The 16,106-nt window shown below is 59.8% G+C and carries 17 protein-coding genes and 1 pseudogene; 9 read left to right on the top strand and 9 right to left on the bottom strand.

The genetic code is table 11. The annotated features are described in order from the left end of the window. Nucleotides 1-130: 130 nt before the first annotated feature. From oxlT to ACWFUC_RS23005, 3 genes are all read right to left on the bottom strand, one after another. Nucleotides 131-1,405 carry an oxalate/formate MFS antiporter gene (gene oxlT / locus ACWFUC_RS23015; RefSeq protein ID WP_121045131.1) on the bottom strand — a complete coding sequence of 425 codons (1,275 nt, stop codon included), beginning with the start codon at nt 1,403-1,405 and terminating at the stop codon, nt 131-133. A gap of 225 nt (nt 1,406-1,630) precedes the next feature. Beyond that, a complete protein-coding gene (locus ACWFUC_RS23010) occupies nt 1,631-2,413 on the bottom strand; it encodes a GntR family transcriptional regulator (protein ID WP_039784589.1) in 783 nt (260 codons plus the stop codon). Nucleotides 2,414-2,495: 82 nt separating this feature from the next. Beyond that, nucleotides 2,496-3,443 carry a LysR family transcriptional regulator gene (locus ACWFUC_RS23005; RefSeq protein ID WP_489623461.1) on the bottom strand — a complete coding sequence of 316 codons (948 nt, stop codon included), beginning with the start codon at nt 3,441-3,443 and terminating at the stop codon, nt 2,496-2,498. A gap of 175 nt (nt 3,444-3,618) precedes the next feature. Between ACWFUC_RS23005 and ACWFUC_RS23000 the strand changes: the two genes are divergently transcribed. Continuing rightward, nucleotides 3,619-4,710 carry a tartrate dehydrogenase gene (locus tag ACWFUC_RS23000; protein WP_489623460.1) on the top strand — a complete coding sequence of 364 codons (1,092 nt, stop codon included), beginning with the start codon at nt 3,619-3,621 and terminating at the stop codon, nt 4,708-4,710. A 76-nt stretch (nt 4,711-4,786) separates the two neighbouring features. On the opposite strand, the gene ACWFUC_RS22995 is transcribed toward ACWFUC_RS23000, so the two are convergent. Continuing rightward, nucleotides 4,787-5,989, bottom strand: coding sequence for an MFS transporter (locus tag ACWFUC_RS22995; RefSeq protein WP_489637370.1), 1,203 nt, complete (start codon nt 5,987-5,989; stop codon nt 4,787-4,789). 114 nt (nt 5,990-6,103) lie between these two features. Here ACWFUC_RS22995 and ACWFUC_RS22990 point away from each other — a divergent pair, with 114 nt between their 5' ends. From ACWFUC_RS22990 to ACWFUC_RS22970, 5 genes are all read left to right on the top strand, one after another. Then, nucleotides 6,104-7,027, top strand: a complete 924-nt coding sequence (locus ACWFUC_RS22990; protein ID WP_489623458.1) for a LysR family transcriptional regulator — start codon at nt 6,104-6,106, stop codon at nt 7,025-7,027. A gap of 85 nt (nt 7,028-7,112) precedes the next feature. Further along, nucleotides 7,113-7,781 (top strand): LbetaH domain-containing protein, encoded by a 669-nt coding sequence (locus ACWFUC_RS22985; RefSeq protein WP_489623457.1) that lies wholly within the window; start codon nt 7,113-7,115, stop codon nt 7,779-7,781. Next, nucleotides 7,778-8,446, top strand: coding sequence for a DUF2268 domain-containing putative Zn-dependent protease (locus ACWFUC_RS22980; RefSeq protein ID WP_489637369.1), 669 nt, complete (start codon nt 7,778-7,780; stop codon nt 8,444-8,446). The genes ACWFUC_RS22985 and ACWFUC_RS22980 overlap by 4 nt, the downstream gene beginning before the upstream one ends. An 86-nt stretch (nt 8,447-8,532) precedes the next feature. Beyond that, a complete protein-coding gene (gene trbK, locus ACWFUC_RS22975; protein ID WP_286868142.1) occupies nt 8,533-8,733 on the top strand; it encodes an entry exclusion lipoprotein TrbK in 201 nt (66 codons plus the stop codon). A 134-nt stretch (nt 8,734-8,867) separates the two neighbouring features. Then, nucleotides 8,868-9,689, top strand: a complete 822-nt coding sequence (locus ACWFUC_RS22970) for a hypothetical protein (RefSeq protein ID WP_489623455.1) — start codon at nt 8,868-8,870, stop codon at nt 9,687-9,689. A gap of 160 nt (nt 9,690-9,849) precedes the next feature. Here ACWFUC_RS22970 and ACWFUC_RS22965 read toward each other — a convergent pair whose 3' ends face one another. Then, entirely contained in the window at nt 9,850-10,800 is a 951-nt protein-coding gene (locus ACWFUC_RS22965) for an NAD-dependent epimerase/dehydratase family protein (RefSeq protein WP_489623454.1), read from the bottom strand. A gap of 108 nt (nt 10,801-10,908) precedes the next feature. Between ACWFUC_RS22965 and ACWFUC_RS22960 the strand changes: the two genes are divergently transcribed. Continuing rightward, complete coding sequence (locus tag ACWFUC_RS22960; RefSeq protein ID WP_489625573.1) at nt 10,909-11,802, top strand: LysR family transcriptional regulator; 894 nt, start codon at nt 10,909-10,911, stop codon at nt 11,800-11,802. Between the two features lie 414 nt (nt 11,803-12,216). Here ACWFUC_RS22960 and ACWFUC_RS22955 read toward each other — a convergent pair whose 3' ends face one another. The 3 genes from ACWFUC_RS22955 to ACWFUC_RS22945 are packed head-to-tail and all read right to left on the bottom strand — an operon-like array spanning nt 12,217 to nt 13,653. Beyond that, nucleotides 12,217-12,558: a hypothetical protein gene (locus tag ACWFUC_RS22955; protein ID WP_489623453.1), complete on the bottom strand. Its 342-nt coding sequence runs from the start codon at nt 12,556-12,558 to the stop codon at nt 12,217-12,219. Further along, nucleotides 12,555-12,959, bottom strand: coding sequence for a hypothetical protein (locus ACWFUC_RS22950; RefSeq protein ID WP_489623452.1), 405 nt, complete (start codon nt 12,957-12,959; stop codon nt 12,555-12,557). Before ACWFUC_RS22950 ends, ACWFUC_RS22955 begins: the two co-directional genes overlap by 4 nt. Before the next feature lies 1 nt (nt 12,960). After that, nucleotides 12,961-13,653, bottom strand: coding sequence for an HNH endonuclease signature motif containing protein (locus ACWFUC_RS22945; protein WP_489623451.1), 693 nt, complete (start codon nt 13,651-13,653; stop codon nt 12,961-12,963). Nucleotides 13,654-14,065: 412 nt separating this feature from the next. Here ACWFUC_RS22945 and ACWFUC_RS22940 point away from each other — a divergent pair, with 412 nt between their 5' ends. Both ACWFUC_RS22940 and ACWFUC_RS22935 read left to right on the top strand, forming a co-directional pair. Beyond that, complete coding sequence (locus ACWFUC_RS22940; protein ID WP_489623450.1) at nt 14,066-14,404, top strand: hypothetical protein; 339 nt, start codon at nt 14,066-14,068, stop codon at nt 14,402-14,404. A gap of 59 nt (nt 14,405-14,463) precedes the next feature. Continuing rightward, nucleotides 14,464-14,840, top strand: a pseudogene (locus tag ACWFUC_RS22935) (transposase); the annotation flags it as partial. A gap of 20 nt (nt 14,841-14,860) precedes the next feature. Here the strand turns inward: ACWFUC_RS22935 and ACWFUC_RS22930 are convergent. Continuing rightward, nucleotides 14,861-16,105 (bottom strand): MFS transporter, encoded by a 1,245-nt coding sequence (locus ACWFUC_RS22930; protein WP_489623449.1) that lies wholly within the window; start codon nt 16,103-16,105, stop codon nt 14,861-14,863. Nucleotide 16,106: the final 1 nt, after the last annotated feature.

Genomic DNA, 16,106 nt, shown 5'->3' with positions numbered 1-16,106 from the left:
TGCAAGTATACGGCACCTGCGCGGTACAAGCTCGGCAGCCATGTGCCACTGCATCAGGAGAAGGCGCGGGCAAAAACGACGATGCCGGCACAAGGCCGGCATCAGGGAACGCGGGGAGAGCAGGGGGGGCTTAGTTGCCGGCCTTGGCCAGATAGCGTGCGCGCCAGGGTTTCAAGACCATCAGCGCCAGACAGGCGGTGAGGATGTCCAGCGTGATGGCGGTCCCGAAGACCGGATGCCAGCTGCCGGTCTTCTCATGCATCATGGCCGCCAGCGGGCCGCCGAAGATCGAGCCGATACCTTGCGAGATGTAGAGCCAGCCATAGTTGGCGGTGGCGTTGCGGGTGCCGAAGGTGTCGGTCAGGGTCGAGGGGAAGAGCGAGAAGATCTCGCCCCAGCCGAAGAAGACGATGCCCGACAGCAGCACGAACAGCACCGCATTCTCGCGCGTGGCCAGCCACAGCGCCATGGCCACGCCTTCCAGCGCGAAGGCGAAGAACATGGTGTTCTCGCGGCCATAGCGATCCGAGATCCAGCCGAAGAAGGGCCGCGTCAGGCCATTGGTGAGACGGTCGATGGTCAGTGCCAGCGGCAGCGCGGCCAGCCCGAACACCATCACGTTGGCCACGCCGAAGTCACGCGCGAAGGTGGCCATCTGCGAGGTCACCATCAGGCCCGAGGTCGACATCATGGTCATCATCACGAACATGAGCCAGAACAGGGGCGTACGCAGCATCTGGCGCGGCGCCAGATCGAGCTTGCTGGCGGCTATGGCCGGGGCCGGCATGGCGGCTGCATGGCTGGCGTCAGGCGAGCGCAGGGCCTGTGCGGCCAGCACGCCGATCACCGCAAACACCAGGCCGAATTGCCAGAGCGTGGTTTCCAGCCCGGCGCTGGCCAGCGAGGCCGAGATCGGGAAGGTGGTCAGGATGGCGCCCATGCCGTAACCGGCCGCCACCATGCCCACCGCAAAGCCGCGGCGATCCGGGAACCAGCGCACCATCTGGCCGACCACGCCGACATAGACGATGCCGGTGCCGAGTCCGCCCACCAGGCCATAGGCCAAATAGAACATGCCGATGGTGGAGGCTTGCGCCGCCAGGATCCAGGACAGGCCGGACATGAAGGTGCCGATGGCGATCAGGCGGCGCGCGCCGAAGCGCTCGATGAGGCTGCCCTGGAAGGGCGAGAAGAAGGTCTGCAGCACGATCAGCATCGAGAAGGTGATCTGCAGCTCCGACAGCGGCACGCCCAGCTTGGCCGTGAGCGGCTTGGTGAACAAGGTCCACACGTATTGCGGACTGGAGATGGCCATCATGCAGATCAGGCCGATCAACAGCTGGAACCAGCGGTTGCGCAGCAGGCCCTGCGCGCTCGCCGGGGCGGTTTGGGTGAGGGTGGTCATGCGTTTCTCCTGTACAGAAAGCCAGAGTGGGACGGTCAGCCTTGCCGGATCGGGCAGGATGCCGCTGGACTGAATTTATGTATGCATAAATCCTGCCAGCCACAAAAGCAGCTTTCGTGCCATTTGCTCCCAGGCAAATCCGGCACAGGAAAATCGGTGCAATTCTTCTTCGGGAGCGTAAAAACCCGCCTGCGACCCGCAGTTCAGGCGCAAAGCTTCACTTTTTCAGCCAAAACGCTTGCGGCGGGTGGGTGTCGTTGCCGGTGCGTTGCCCGGCACCGGTGCAGCCTGCACCGACTCGGCGCGTACCTGTTCGAGGCGGGCGATGGTGAGGCGCTCGACCACGGTGTGGCTGTCTTCGATGTGACGCGCGATCAGCTCGCCAGCCAGAGCGGCATCGCTGCGGGCGATGGCATCGAGGATGGCGCGGTGTTCGGCGTAGGTGTCATCGATGCAGTCGCCATAGGCGAAGTCCAGGCGCCGCATGATGCGCAGCTGGTTGGCCAGCTGGCGGTAGACGGTATCGGCCTCGGGGTTGCCGGCCGCCTGCACCAGCGCGCAGTGGAAGGCTTCGTCCAGGGCCGCGACGGCCAGCCCGTCGGGCAGGCGGTCGCCGGGGGCGCACTGCCAGATCGCGCCTTGCTCGGCCACCAGCTGCTGGCGCACGGCCGGGGCGATGCGCGGGGAGCACAGCTTGCGCACGGCGTGCAGCTCCAGCATCTCGCGCAATTCGTAGAGGGAGGCAAAGCGCGCCAGGTCGATTGGCACCACTTCCCAGCCATTGCGGAAGTGGCCGCGCACCAGGCCTTCGCTTTGCAGGCGCATCAGCGCTTCGCGCACGGGCGTGCGCGAGACCTGCAGCCGCTCGGCCACATCGTTCTCGGCAAAGCGGTCGCCGGGCAGCAGGCGGAAGGCGTAGATGTCATCGCGCAGGCTGGCATAGACCGTGTCGGTGAGCTTGCCGGCACGGCGGGTGGCTAGATCGGCGGGCGCTTGGCTGGACGTCATGAAGGAAGTGGCTGGGCGGGTGGACGGGGTTGGCGGCTATCTTAACGCGGGCGCGGGGGCGGATGGAAGCTGCACCGCGCTGCTAGCGCTTGCCCAACACGGTAATACGCGGCTTGGGCGAAGTTTCAGCCAACTCACGCGCAATGAAATCCACAAAGCTGCGCACCCGCGTCGACAGCTGCTGGCGCTGTGAATACACCGCAAAGATATCGGCATTGGGCGTCTGCCAGCCGGGTAGCACCTGCACCAGCCGCCCCTGTTCCAGATAGCTGCGGATATCCCACTCGGCGCGCATGAGGATGCCGTGCCCATCCAGCGCCCACTTCACCGCGATCTCGCCGTCATTGGTGGTGAGGTTGCCGCGGATCTTGACCGTCTCCGTCTTGCGCGAAGCACCGCTGCCCGAAGACAGCTTCCACACCCCATAAGCCTCATCGCCCTGGCGGATGCCCACGCAATTGTGTTTGGAGAGGTCATGCGGCGTCTGCGGCATGCCCCTGCGCCTGAGATAGTCCGGCGAGGCGCACAGCAGGCGCGCATTGGACGCCAGCCGCCGCGCTACCACCCGGGTATCGGGCGGCTCGCCGAAGCGGATGCAGACATCGAAGCTGTCCTCGGTCAGCGGCGGCGGCATCACCGACAACTGCAACTGCACCGACACCTGCGGATGGCGCGTCACGAATCTGGAAATCACCGGCGCCACATGGCTGCGCCCGAATCCCAGTGTGGCGTTGACCCGCAGCAGGCCTTCCGGGCGGCGCTTGGAGCTGCCCAGCAGTTCGGACAATTCATCGATCTGGTCGAGGATGCGGCGCGCATGTTCCAGATAGAGCTCGCCCTCGGGCGTCAACATCATGCGGCGCGTGGTGCGGTTGACCAGCGGCACGCCGGCCCGCGCTTCCATCAGCGTGAGGTGCTTGCTGACCGCCGCCGTGGTCAGTCCCAGCTCGCGCCCGGCCGCAGAGAGACTGCCGGCCATGGCCAGCACGGAAAAGAAACGCAGGTCGGCGGGAAGAACGGTGTCCTGCATGAAACCTCGCCAGGAAAACAAAAAATGGATTGTTGAATTCAGGTTAAGAATGCTTTAAGTCTAGCACCGGTTCCTGTCCTTTCAGTATGGGTAAAGTAGTCCGCATGCAAAGACGCGGCGCATGCCCTCATTTTGCGAGACCCCACACCGCATCTCATCAAGAAAGGCTGGAGACATGAAGACCTATCGCATCGCAACCATCCCCGGCGACGGCATCGGCAAGGAAGTCATTCCTGCGGGCCGCCAGTTGCTGCAAGCCCTGGCCGCCGCCCGTGCCGACCTCGCCTTCGACTTCGAGGACTTCGGCTGGGGTGGCGACTACTACCGCCAGCACGGCGTGATGATGTCCGCCGATGGCCTCGATGCCCTGCGCGACAAGGACGCCATCCTGTTCGGCTCGGCCGGGGATCCGCACATTCCGGACCACGTGACCCTGTGGGGCCTGCGCCTGAAGATCTGCCAGGGCTTCGACCAGTACGCCAACGTGCGCCCCACGCGCATCCTGCCGGGCATCGACGCGCCCCTCAAGCGCTGTCGTGCGGAGGACCTGAACTGGGTCATCGTGCGCGAGAATTCCGAAGGCGAATACGCCGGTGTCGGTGGTCGCGTGCACCAGGGCCATCCCATCGAAGCGGCCACCGATGTCTCGATGATGACCCGCGCCGGCGTCGAGCGCATCATGCGCTTCGCTTTCAAGCTGGCGCAGTCGCGTCCGCGCAAGCTGCTCACGGTCGTCACCAAGAGCAATGCCCAGCGCCATGCGATGGTGATGTGGGACGAGATCGCGGTGCAGATTGCCAAGGAATTCCCGGACGTGAAGTGGGACAAGGAACTGGTCGACGCCGCCACCGCGCGCATGGTCAACCGTCCCGCCACGCTGGACACCATCGTGGCCACCAATCTGCATGCCGATATCCTCTCCGACCTGGCCGCTGCGCTGGCGGGCAGCCTGGGCATTGCGCCCACCGGCAACATCGATCCGGAGCGTCGCTATCCGTCCATGTTCGAACCCATCCACGGGTCGGCCTTCGACATCATGGGCAAAGGCCTGGCCAATCCGGTCGGTACCTTCTGGTCGGTGGTGATGCTGCTGGAACACCTGGGCGAGCACGATGCAGCGGCGCAGGTGATGCAGGCCATTGAAGCGGTCACGGCCGATCCGGCATTACATACCGGTGACCTGGGCGGCAAGGCGACCACGGTGCAGGTGACCGAAGCGGTCTGCAGTTTCGTGGCCAAGGCGGCGCGGGTGCAGCAAGAGGCTTGAGTGATGCGTCTTGAATGAGGAAGGCCGGCTTGATGCCGGCCTTCTTGGTTGAGGCGCTGAGCGCAGCGGCGTGCTGTCAGCGCGGTGAGAGTTTCGCCACGATGGTAGCCATCACCACCGCCAGCATCGCAATCCCCGCCGCCAGATAGCCCACCTGACCGGTGCCCCACGACGACAGCGCCGCACCGCCCACCGCGGCACCGAGCGCGATCCCGCCATTGGCGGCCGAGACATTGAGCGTACCGGCCAGCGCCTGCGCGCCCGAAGCAGCCTTCATCACGCGGATCTGGCAGATCGGATAGAGCGCCGTATTGGCGATGCCCCATACCGCCAGTGCCAGCGCAAAGGCCCAGCCCGCCTGGCTCAACAGCATGCTGCCCGCCATGCCCAGCGCGAGGATGGCGCAGAAGAGGGCGGTGGTGGCGAGCGGCTTCTGATCCACCCACAACCCGCCCAGCCAGTTGCCGACCAGGCCGACCGCGCCAAAGCCCATCAACGACCAACCGACATGCGCGGGGGCGATGCCGGCGGATTTTTCCAGCATCTCGGCCAGATAGGTATAACCCGTGAACATGGCCGTGAAGACCAGTACCGACAGTGCCACGTTGGCCAGGAAGAAGGGGCTCTTCAGGATGCGTGCCTGCGCCGCCATGCCACCGCTGGGGGCGCTGCGCACGCGCGGCACCACAGCCGCAATCAACACTGCCACCAGCAGCGACAGCAGCGCCAGCAGGCCGAAGGCGGCACGCCAGCCGACGGCCTCCGACACCAGCGTGCCCAGCGGAATACCGAACAGCATGGCCGCCGAGATGCCCAGATAGACCGTCGACACGGCACGTCCGCTTTTTTGCGGTCCGGCGATCTGTGCCGCCGTCTCGCTGGCCGTGCCCCAGAACACTGGCAGTGCCAGCGCCGGCACCAGGCGCGCGACGGCCAGTATCCAGATGTTCCAGGCCAGTGCGGCCAGTGCATTCGAAAGCGCGAAGATCACCAGGATGATGATGAAGAGGCGCTTGCGTTCCAGATGCGCCAGGCTGGCCGTGAGCAGCGGACCGCACAGCATCACCACCACGGCAAAGAGCGTGACCAACTGGCCGGCACTGGCCACGCTGATGCGCAGATCGCGCGCCAGTGCGGGTAGCAGCCCAACGATCAGGAATTCAGTGGTCACGATGACGAAAGCGGCCACCGCGAGAATGGCGATCGAGGCACTGCCGCCCTGCGTATCTTGCGCTGGCTGAGTGCGGGTGCGCGCGGTGGCGCTGGGGGCAGCTGGCATGGGAAAAACTCCGTTTTGAATTTGGGCCCGCCATGGTAGGTGAGAACAAATGTCCACTGTTGGATATAAAATCGTCACTTATCTGGAAAAATATTCCATCTTCGGGAGTGCAAGATGTCGCCACTGGAAAGGCTGAAAGGTCTCGAGACCTTTGTTGCCGTCGTCGAAGCCGGGAGTTTCACAGCGGCGGCGGAGCGTCTGCATCTCACCAATTCAGCGGTGGGCAAGGCCGTGGCGCGGCTGGAGGAGCGGTTGAAGCGCCCGCTGTTGCAGCGGGGCCGGCGGCGCGTTGAGTTGACCGATGCGGGTGATGCGTTTTATCAGGTCTGCGTGCGCGTGCTGGATGAGTTGAAGAGCGCCGAGGACATGCTGGCCTCGGATGAGTTGGCGCCTTCGGGCCGGCTGCGCGTGGACATGCCTGCCACCTTTGGCCGCTTGCGCGGCATGGGGTCGCTGCTGGCCTTTGCGGAGAAACATCCGCAGGTCACGCCGCAGGTGTCCTTCACGGATCGCTTCGTCGATCTGGTGGAAGAAGGGCTCGATGTGGTGGTACGCATCGGGGGCGGCGACGTCTGGCCGGCCACGCTGGGTTATACCTGCCTCGGACATGAAGAACTGGTGTTCTGCGCTGCGCCGTCCTATCTTGCCCGCCGTGGCGAGCCGCGCACCCTGCAGGAATTGCAGGCACATGATGCGGTGCTGTATGCGCGTGCAGATGGCAGCAGCAGTCCGTGGCTCATCAAGGACGGCGATCAGCCGGTGGTACGCCAGCATGCGGAAGGGCGCATCATTCTTGGACAGGCCGAGGCGCAGGTGGCGGCGGTGCAGGCGGGATTGGGCATTGCGCAGCTGGCAACCTGGGTGGTGGAGCAGGCCTTGCGCGAGGGCAGCCTGGTGGCTATCCTGCCTGCGCATGTGACGCAGGGTTTGCCTCTGCATATCGTCTGGCAGCGCAGCCGTGAGCATTCGGCCAAGGTGCGGGCGGTGGTGGGGCATTTTGAGAGGACGCTGGGGATAGGCGCGACGGTGGCGGGCTAACTGTCCTTCAATGTCGTTCTCTGCGGTTGAGGAAACATTTTCTGTTTTATATGGGATCTCTCATCGATCGTTCAGCCGGAGCATCATGACCACCGCGCATCTTTCTCATTTCATCGCATCCATTGAAGACAGTGCGCTTGCGCCGTGGGCTAGCCTTGCTCCCTGGCAGTTGACTGCGCAAAGCGAGGCCATCGTCCGCCAGTTGCTGCAGACGCTCGATGCATTGCAATTCAGGATCGATGGCGAGGTGGCCATACACCGCACGGCGGTGATTGAACAGGGCGTGACGCTGAAGGGACCGCTGATCGTCGGGCCCGGCGTGTTCGTCGGGGCCCATGCCTACTTTCGTGGCGGATGCTGGATCGCTGAGGGATGCAGTATCGGGCCGGGTTGCGAACTGAAATCATCCTTCCTGTGTGCACAAGCACGGCTGGCGCATTTCAATTTTGTCGGGGATACCGTCGTCGGCCGGGATGTCAATCTGGAAGCAGGCAGCATCGTCTGCAATCATCGCAACGAGCGTGATGACAAGACAGTGCGGGTCCGCATCGACGGCAAGCTGGTCAGCACGGGCGTCAACAAATTCGGTGCCGTACTTGGCGATGGCTGCCGAGTGGGTGCCAATGCGGTGATCGCGCCCGGAGCCTTGCTTGCACCCGGGACCATCATTGCACGGACAGCGTTGCGGGATGATGAGTTGGATGCGGCCCGGCTCGCACCGGCTCGCGAGCCTGTCGATATGAGGAACGCATGATGCTCCATCTGCATTTTCTCGATGCGCGTGCAAGCCTGACGCCCTTGCGCGCATGGATAAGCGATGCACTGCTGCAGACGCATGCCAAGGCTGCGCAGCTGTTGCCCTTGCAGCCGCTGGATGTGGTCATACAGTCCGGAAAACAGGTGGTGCCGGAGAAGGGGCTGCTGGGATATGCTCCGCGCCCCGGGCTGATCCACCTCACCATCGATCCCGGTCATCCCGCGCTGCTGGCCAATGCACAGTCTTCGCTGGAACGCATGTTCGCCCACGAATTGCATCATGCCGCGCGCTGGGATGGTCCCGGATACGGGGCGACACTGGGCGAGGCGCTGGTGTCGGAGGGGCTGGCGGGACACTTCGCGCAAGAGCTCCTGGGTGGGGATCCGGAGCCCTGGGAAGCGCTGGATATTCTGAGCATGAGCGAGACCATCGCGCTGGCGCTGCAGATGTGGAGTCGCGACGATCATGATCACGGGGCCTGGTTCTTCGGGACTGGGACGTTGCCGCGATGGGTGGGTTATTCGCTGGGTTATCAGATGGTGGGCAGGTATGTCAGGCAAGGCGAGAGGCGGACCGCTTCCGGCATGGTTGCGCTGGAGGCCGAGGCATTGCGCAACATGCTCGCGGAAATGCTCGCGCTTGCCCAAGGGCGGGATCGGTGAACCGGATTTGAATTGATATGAAGGAGTGCAAGCAAATTGCGCACGGTATCATTCTCCATTTTCACGTATCAACGAGGAGCCGTGATTTGAAACCACGCGCCAATCTGGCCATCGCAGTCATTGCGGTGGCCATCATGGTTGTCTTCGCTTACCGAAGCTTCACACGTCAGCCGGCAAAGATCTCGCCAACGCCCACTGCAGAAAGCTGTACGCCGGAAGCGATTCGAAAAGTCAGCGACGTTTTGGAACGATCGATCTTGTCATCACGTTGCGCCAAGAAAGAATAATCGGGGTGAATGCGGCTCCAGTAGGTGCAAACAGTCTTCTAATTTCAATATGGTCAAGCTCGGTGAGTTGGTAAGCGCCGGGAGTACCACCAATACGCCTCTCTCTTGCTATGCGCCGGCCAGAACAGCTAAATTTGATTTCATTGGATAGCAACTGGGTCCATCGCACGCCCTACCCACCGTTGGGCTTCATCCCTTTCTCTGACTACGCATTGGGTAACGGTGACACCTTCGGTCTGTATTGGCCGATTGGGCGCGAATCACTGGAACCCATCGTCGTTGAGACCTGGCACGATTCCTGGAGGATACAACCGGTCGGTTCTTCTCTTGCTGCGTTTCTGCGCGTGGTTCAGTCCGCTACTGAGGAATACCCGGAGCCACCGACAGTAATGGAGGATCCCGACTCTCCCTTCGCCTGCTTCGTCGCTGCAAAAGAGGCGCAGCAGGTTGAGGGCGCCATCGCACTTCTGGAACGCGCCACAACCGTCTTGCCGGAATATACCGATGCCCTGTCTTTGCTGTGGGCCCAATACGTTCGAGCCGGTCGTATCGAAGATGCCATCGTGACCGCACTGCACGCGATCATTTCTCCTCCCAGTTTTGGTACGCGACCGTTGAAGGCCTTGCGCTGGCTTTGCGGGAGGGAGTCAATATCGCCCTTGTTGGCGGAGGATCCGATCTGGCTTGCCAGAAAGGAGCTCACACTCTCTTTCGGGGGAAAGAAGGAGAATGCAGATTTCCCCGTTCTGCTGAATGCCATTCACCGCTATCTGGATCAATCAGAATTCGTTCGTGCTTCGACCTTGATGCAGACCTACGCCGAGCTTATGTGGCGCGAAACCGTTTCATTCCGGGAGCGCTATGGATTTATTGCTGCTGAGTTCATTGCATGGCAGATTGAGGTTGGCGAAAAATATGCAATGGGATCACGGTCCGTTCAGATGCCAGAGTCGTAGCAGAGATAGACGAGTATCAAAATGCGTGACTGAATCACTGATTCTTGCGGTCATGATTATTATCCCGAGGGCGGAGCGATCTTCACCGATACCCTGCAGAAGCTGAGGCCATTGCGTTGGCGGCGCATGACGGTCAGGACGGTGCGGCCCCGTCGCCTGCTCAAGCGGATGTTCTTCCTTGGCTGGCCAGTGCCATTCTGATACCGTCCGCATAGGAAGTCTTGCTGATCGGCCCGATCAATTGCTGAAGCGCCGAATCATCCATGATCACCGGCTGCGTCTGCAGATAGTGCATCTCCACCAGTTCGCGCATCATCGGATTGAACAATCCGATGATGCGCAGCATGGTCTTTCCCGCCACGCGCTTCTTCAGCTTGCGTCCGGTCTGCCTTTCCATTTCTTCCACCAGTGCCTGTTGCGACGTCACCCCGGCACCGGCCAGGTGCCAGATCCTGCCGAAGGCCGCAGGCGTGTTGATCAGCCTGGCCACGACCGGTCCGACATCGGGCACGAAGACGAACTCGTGCGGGCGATCCAGCGGCCCGATCATGTCTGCCGTGCCGCCCTGTGCCGCCGCCTTGATCGCACCGCGCAGGTAGCTGGCTTCGACGCCGGGGCCGTAGAAATCCGGCAGACGCAGCACCGCTGCACGGATGCGTCCTGTGCTGTCGGCCTGCATCAGCAGGTCTTCCTGCGCCTTGCGCATGCGGCCCTTGAAGGTGTGCGGATTGCGCGGATGGTCTTCCCGTATCGGTGAGGTCTGCGGCAGACCGTAGGGATACACCGTGCCGATCAGCAGAACCTGCCTGACGCCAGCGCTGATCGCGCCGTCCAGCGTCTTGCGCATCAGTGCAGGATGCAGCTCGAACTGCGTGTAGTTGACGCCGACCAGATAGATCAGCGTGTCGATCCCCTGTGCGGCGGCTTCCACGGAGGCCGGCGAGTCGGGGTTCCAGCTGACGATCTCGGCCAGCGGGTCGGCCCCGAAGGCCTTGCGCAAACTGGCTTGACTGCGCCCGACTACGCGATAGAACAGCCCTTGCGCGCTGATGGCAGAGGCGATGCTTTGACCGATGGCACCGGCGGCACCGAAGAGGGCAATCCTGGACATGGGGTTCTCCCGAAAGATGTTGTGAGCAAGAACATGCTCAGTATGCGAAATTGCGGTATAAATGAAAATTGCATAAATTAGCCTAGCGTCTATACATAAATGAATACCCTGGCCGACATCGAACCGAACTGGGAGTGGTACCGCAGTTTTCTCAAGGTGCTGGAGACGGGATCGCTGTCAGCGGCCGGGCGCGAGATGGGGCTCACGCAGCCGACGGTGGGCCGCCACATCGAACAGCTGGAGTCGGCGCTGGGGCTGAAACTGTTCGTACGCTCCTTTGATGGCTTTTCTCCTACGGATGCGGCGCTGGAACTGAGGCCTTATGCGGCCGGTATCGCGGCGACTTCCGCCGCACTGCGCCGGGTCGCCAGCAGCCACGGCAGGGAAGTGCGCGGCACGGTCAGGCTGACCGCCAGTGAAGTCATCAGCGTGGAAGTGCTGCCCCCGATCCTTGCCGAACTCAAGCATCGGCATCCGGGGCTGTGCATCGAGCTGGTCATGTCCAACAGGGCTGATGACTTGTTGCAGCGGGAGGCGGACATTGCCGTGCGCATGTTCAAGCCGGTCCAGGATGCGCTGATCGCCAAGCGGCTGGGCAGCATCGAAGTGGGACTGCACGCGCACCAGCGTTACCTGGCGGCACATGGGGTACCGCACTCGATTGATGCCCTGGCGGGCCATGCGCTGATTGGTTTCGATCAGGAGAGCGCCTTTGTGCGCAAGGTACTGGAGCAATTCCCTTGGCTCGCGCGCGCCAGCCTGGCATTCCGGGCCGACAGTGATCTGGCGCAACTGGCGGCGATTCGCGCGGGCTTCGGCATCGGGATTTGCCAGGTGGGGCTGGCGGCCAGGGATGACGCACTGGTGCATCTGCTGCCCAGGAAATTCTCTCTCAAGATGGAAACCTGGATTGCCATGCATGAGGACTTGCGGGCGAGCCCGCGTTGCGCCGTGACCTTTGCTGCGTTGGTGGCGGGATTGGGGGCGTATATACGGGGGTGAAGCGCGGGGCGGTCTGATTATCCGGATTGGGGACTTGGGTTTTGGGGAGCATCGGCCAATAGCGTTCTAATTTCCATTGACCCATGAGTATTGGCCTTGAAAGCGCCAATCATTGGCAATCCAGATACACCACCTTTTGGTACCTCGGTACCATCTGATGGCCTTTCATCCAACCACTCGTTGTGCCCTAGAGGAGCCGCCTAGACGCTTGTCAAGGCGCCACTAAGTAGCAAACGGTACCAACAGTATGTTCTTCCACCGATATGCAAGTTATTCCATTTCGGGAGGGCTGAATTCGTGCAATGGTGCCAGAAACGGAGGGCCATTCGTCATAACATGAATGCGCGATCCCGAAATACCATCTTGATAAATCTCTCACTAGAAATCGCGAGTAACCCCTGATGGACTACTTACCTATCTTTTTTTTGTCGCTGCTGTTAGCTTTTGCTCAGTTCTGTCTTTGATTATTTTTAGCAAACGCTGGATTCCTTCGTCTATTTCATCGCGTCGAATAGTATGAATTTTTTTTGCTCTACTACTCTCGATAAATCCAAGCGACTTTTCTTCGGGGCTCGATAGCATAGTTATATGCAGTTTGAAGCCTGATTCACCCAAACCACGCTTGCAGGCAATTGCAAATTGACGGGAACACGGAGAAAGATCCCTATGGAGAAGCAGCAAATCAATATCATTATAGGTTTTCGAATCCCTAAAAAAAGATCCGAACCCAAATATTTGAACCTCTTCCCCGATCATTTTCGTCGTTCCAGATCTTTCTTTTGTTGCGGAGATAGGTAAGTCCAGAATTCCTTCAAGTTAAGCGCGGCCATGAATTCTCCAATAGTAAAAATCCCCACGTCACTATTCATACAATCCAGTTTGAAATCCAAAGCGTAGCCGCACCAATTCGAACTAATTACCACGGCGTTGACAGGGCCTATATTTTCGATAACTTCGTCGTACTCCGATGCACCAAAAGAGTAGCACTCGCATATAAATACAACGATATCCGGTCCTGATGAGCGCACCAATCGGTAATGGCCAGTTTCAAGCCTTTCCACTAGAGTGACCTTCGAATGATCCCGCATTCGATCTTCGAAGAACCTGTAATTCCCGTAATAGCTCAGCCAAGGATATTCGCTGTTATGAGCTGCCATTTTATCCCTTAATAATCAGTTCAAAATCAATCGGGAATCTCTCCACCGCTTCGTATGGAATATCGTCTTGTACCCACAGTTCGTAACTTTTAGCGTGCGCCAAAAACTTGCTTATGGTGTCTTGAAGCGAGATATCAAACAGTAATCGATGCTTGTTGAGGATTTCTGCTATAGCTCTATTATTGGGAACGATCGTTGTTAATCTTGCTGATTTCCAATAGCCGATAAACTTGTCGTTATTCGGGTTTTTCCTTGCAAGGTCCGACAGGGGGCCATACTGAATCCATGCTTGGCGATTTTCGGCCAAAAGGGGAGCGACGACGGTTTTCAACCGTTCAAGTGAATTAATTTCGCCTGATGTCAGAGATTCGACTGCCCAAATTTCAAACTTCCGTTTTTGATTCAGAAGCCATTCCACTGAATACTTTTTCTCATTTTCTGGCTTATCAATTAAAGAGTGATGCGTGGGACATAGCAAAATTAGATTTTCATAATTGTCTCTATCTTTTACTGATTGGCTCTCATCGTGCCGGTTTGATCCTATCTTATCGCCTTTGATATGCGCCATTTCACCGTTTGTGTAGTTCCCCCCTTCAGTACCTTGGCCAGTAAGCCTAATACCGCAACCTGGAAACGAACATCGCCCTGCAGCATTTGCCCACAGTAGTTTTATAGATTTCTCGCTAATAGACATCGTCTTCTTCTTTATTTAATTAAGAGCGTCAGACGCGCTCCTGTCATTACGTGTCTCAATACCCATACCGCGACGCGTAGGTCGGAAGCAAAAATTTTAGCCAGAGCTTATTCTTGTTTCCCTTCGCGAGTGCAATTTCCATATTCTTTTAAAGGCCATTCCGCCGAGCAATTAGAGTTGATCGAAAGATTAGTGCTTTGCCCAATTTTATGAATATACTTAACTTACTGTCAATTTCTGGCGGACGGGGCTAGACATTCTAACAATGAGAGAACCATAAAAGAATGGAGTGATATGTCGATTCTTCAGGAAATTCATAAGTGGTCATAGGAGCTTCCGGAGTGGCAGCAACATGCCATCGCTAGACTTTTTGCAGACCGGGCTATAAGTTCGGACGACTTGGACGTGATTCATGCCCTCGCCAAATCTGAGGCTGGAATACTCGACGCGTTTTGATCACAGGCCGATGGTGCTTCAGGATGCGGAAGTGGCATCGTCTGTGGATTCGGAGAGGCTTGTTCAAATAACCGCAATCAAAGATCTCAAGCACGTAAATGCATTGGCAAACGGAGGCAGTCTCCCACTTGCAGCAGATGGCCTAACCGTCATCTATGGCGAAAACGGGACTGGAAAATCTGGATACTCGCGGCTACTTAAGCACGCCTGCCGTGCCAGGGATCGCAGGGAAGCTATTCTTCCCAATGCAGATCTCGATCCGAAGGACGTTGGAATAGCTGAGGCAGTGACCTGAGACGAATTTTGTAGCCACCGGCTAAGTGAGTTCTTTATGCTAACGCCAAGGAGAACTCAATGAAGAAGCGATTTACGGACGAACATATCATCAGCATCTTGCGAGAAGCAGAGAGCAAGGAGATTGCGACGGTAGATCTGTGCAAGCGCCACAACATTACTGAGCAGACCTTTTACCGCAGGAGAAACAAGTTTGGCGGTATGGATGTCTCGGATGCCCGGCGGCTCAGAGAGCTTGAATCCGAGAATGACAAACTCAAACGCATGGTGGCGGAGCAGCTACTGGTGATTGATGGCTTGAAGGAGTTAAGCCGAAAAAAATGATGACCTCCGCGGGCCTGCGCGAAGCGCTGGAAGTCCTTACTCGTCGGGGGCTGTCGCAACGCAAGGCATGTCGTTATCTGGAACTGAGCCGGCGGGTAGTGAGCATTGCGTTGTTCAACCGGACGGTGGTGGATCACGATGCCGCCACCACCGCCTCCAGCTCCTTGCCCCGGGTCTCCGGCAGGATCAGGCAAGCCACGATCACCAGCCCATAACACCCGGCCGCAATCCACCCGATGGTCTGCCCCAGCGGCAGGCTGTTGCTGAGATACCCGACCAGCGCCGGGCAGATCGCCCCGACCGCACGCCCGAAGTTGTAGCAGAATCCTTGTCCCGAACCGCGCACATCGCTGGGAAACAGTTCAGACAGATAGGCCCCCATCCCCGAGAAAATCCCCGACAGGAAAAACCCCAGCACAAAGCCCAGCGCCAGCATCCACGCATCGGTAATGATCAGCTGCGTATAGCTCAGCACCAGCACGATCCCCATGGCCGCAAACAGCATGAAACAGCGGCGGCGGCCGATGGTGTCCGACAGCCAGGCCGAGGTCAGGTAGCCACAGAAAGACCCGCCGATCAACACCAGCAGATAGGTACTGGTGCCCAGCACCGACAGGTGGCGTTCGGTCTTCAGGAAGGTCGGCAGCCAGGTGGTCACCGAGTAATACGCACCCTGCATGCCGGTCGCCAGGAGGCTGGCCAGCAGCGTCGTGCGCAGCAGGTCGCGATGGAAAATGCGCAGGAAGTTGCCGCGCTGGCCGCTCTCGCGCAGCTGGGCCTGGGTCGCCAGGAAGACCTCCGGTTCGCTGATGGCGCGGCGGATGTAGAGCGTCAGCAGGGCCGGCAGCACGCCGATCCAGAACAGCACCTTCCACGCCGTCTCCGGCGGCAGCACCGCATAGACGCCCCAGAACGCCAGCGCCGAAGCCGCCCAGCCCACCGCCCAGCTGCTCTGCACCAGGCCCGAGGCCTTGCCGCGATGGCGGGCCGAGATGGTCTCGGCGATCAGCACCGAGCCGACAGCCCATTCGCCACCCATGCCGAAGCCCTGCATCGCGCGGGTAAAGAACAGTTCGCCGAAGGACGTGGTGAAGCCCGAGAGGAAGGTGAAGAGCGCAAACCACAGCACCGTCCATTGCAGCACGCGCACCCGCCCATAGCGGTCGGCCAGCACGCCTGCTGCCCAGCCGCCGATGGCTGAGGTCAGCAGGGCACCAGTGGCGATATAGCCCGCTTCGGCCTTGCTCATGCTCCACGCGGCCAGCAGCGTGGGGATGAGGAAGGTGTAGATCATGTAATCAAAACCATCCACCGCATAGCCGGTGAAGGTTGCCGTGAGCGTGCGTCGCTCGGATGTCGTTGTCTCTTGCAGCCACATG

The organism is Herbaspirillum sp. Her4, from assembly GCF_057961335.1.
The sequence above is the reverse complement of the archived record's forward strand: the minus strand, read 5'-3'. Positions and strand labels throughout refer to the sequence as shown.

Excerpts from the sequence above, each read along its gene's own strand:
- oxlT (WP_121045131.1), bottom strand. The coding sequence starts at position 1,405 with ATGACCACCCTCACCCAAACCGCCCCGGCGAGCGCGCAGGGCCTGCTG.
- ACWFUC_RS23010 (WP_039784589.1), bottom strand. The coding sequence starts at position 2,413 with ATGACGTCCAGCCAAGCGCCCGCCGATCTAGCCACCCGCCGTGCCGGC.
- ACWFUC_RS23005 (WP_489623461.1), bottom strand. The coding sequence starts at position 3,443 with ATGCAGGACACCGTTCTTCCCGCCGACCTGCGTTTCTTTTCCGTGCTG.
- ACWFUC_RS23000 (WP_489623460.1), top strand. The coding sequence starts at position 3,619 with ATGAAGACCTATCGCATCGCAACCATCCCCGGCGACGGCATCGGCAAG.
- ACWFUC_RS22995 (WP_489637370.1), bottom strand. The coding sequence starts at position 5,989 with ATGCCAGCTGCCCCCAGCGCCACCGCGCGCACCCGCACTCAGCCAGCG.
- ACWFUC_RS22990 (WP_489623458.1), top strand. The coding sequence starts at position 6,104 with ATGTCGCCACTGGAAAGGCTGAAAGGTCTCGAGACCTTTGTTGCCGTC.
- ACWFUC_RS22985 (WP_489623457.1), top strand. The coding sequence starts at position 7,113 with ATGACCACCGCGCATCTTTCTCATTTCATCGCATCCATTGAAGACAGT.
- ACWFUC_RS22980 (WP_489637369.1), top strand. The coding sequence starts at position 7,778 with ATGATGCTCCATCTGCATTTTCTCGATGCGCGTGCAAGCCTGACGCCC.
- ACWFUC_RS22965 (WP_489623454.1), bottom strand. The coding sequence starts at position 10,800 with ATGTCCAGGATTGCCCTCTTCGGTGCCGCCGGTGCCATCGGTCAAAGC.
- ACWFUC_RS22955 (WP_489623453.1), bottom strand. The coding sequence starts at position 12,558 with ATGATCGGGGAAGAGGTTCAAATATTTGGGTTCGGATCTTTTTTTAGG.
- ACWFUC_RS22950 (WP_489623452.1), bottom strand. The coding sequence starts at position 12,959 with ATGGCAGCTCATAACAGCGAATATCCTTGGCTGAGCTATTACGGGAAT.
- ACWFUC_RS22945 (WP_489623451.1), bottom strand. The coding sequence starts at position 13,653 with ATGTCTATTAGCGAGAAATCTATAAAACTACTGTGGGCAAATGCTGCA.
- ACWFUC_RS22940 (WP_489623450.1), top strand. The coding sequence starts at position 14,066 with ATGCCCTCGCCAAATCTGAGGCTGGAATACTCGACGCGTTTTGATCAC.
- ACWFUC_RS22930 (WP_489623449.1), bottom strand. The coding sequence starts at position 16,105 with ATGTGGCTGCAAGAGACAACGACATCCGAGCGACGCACGCTCACGGCA.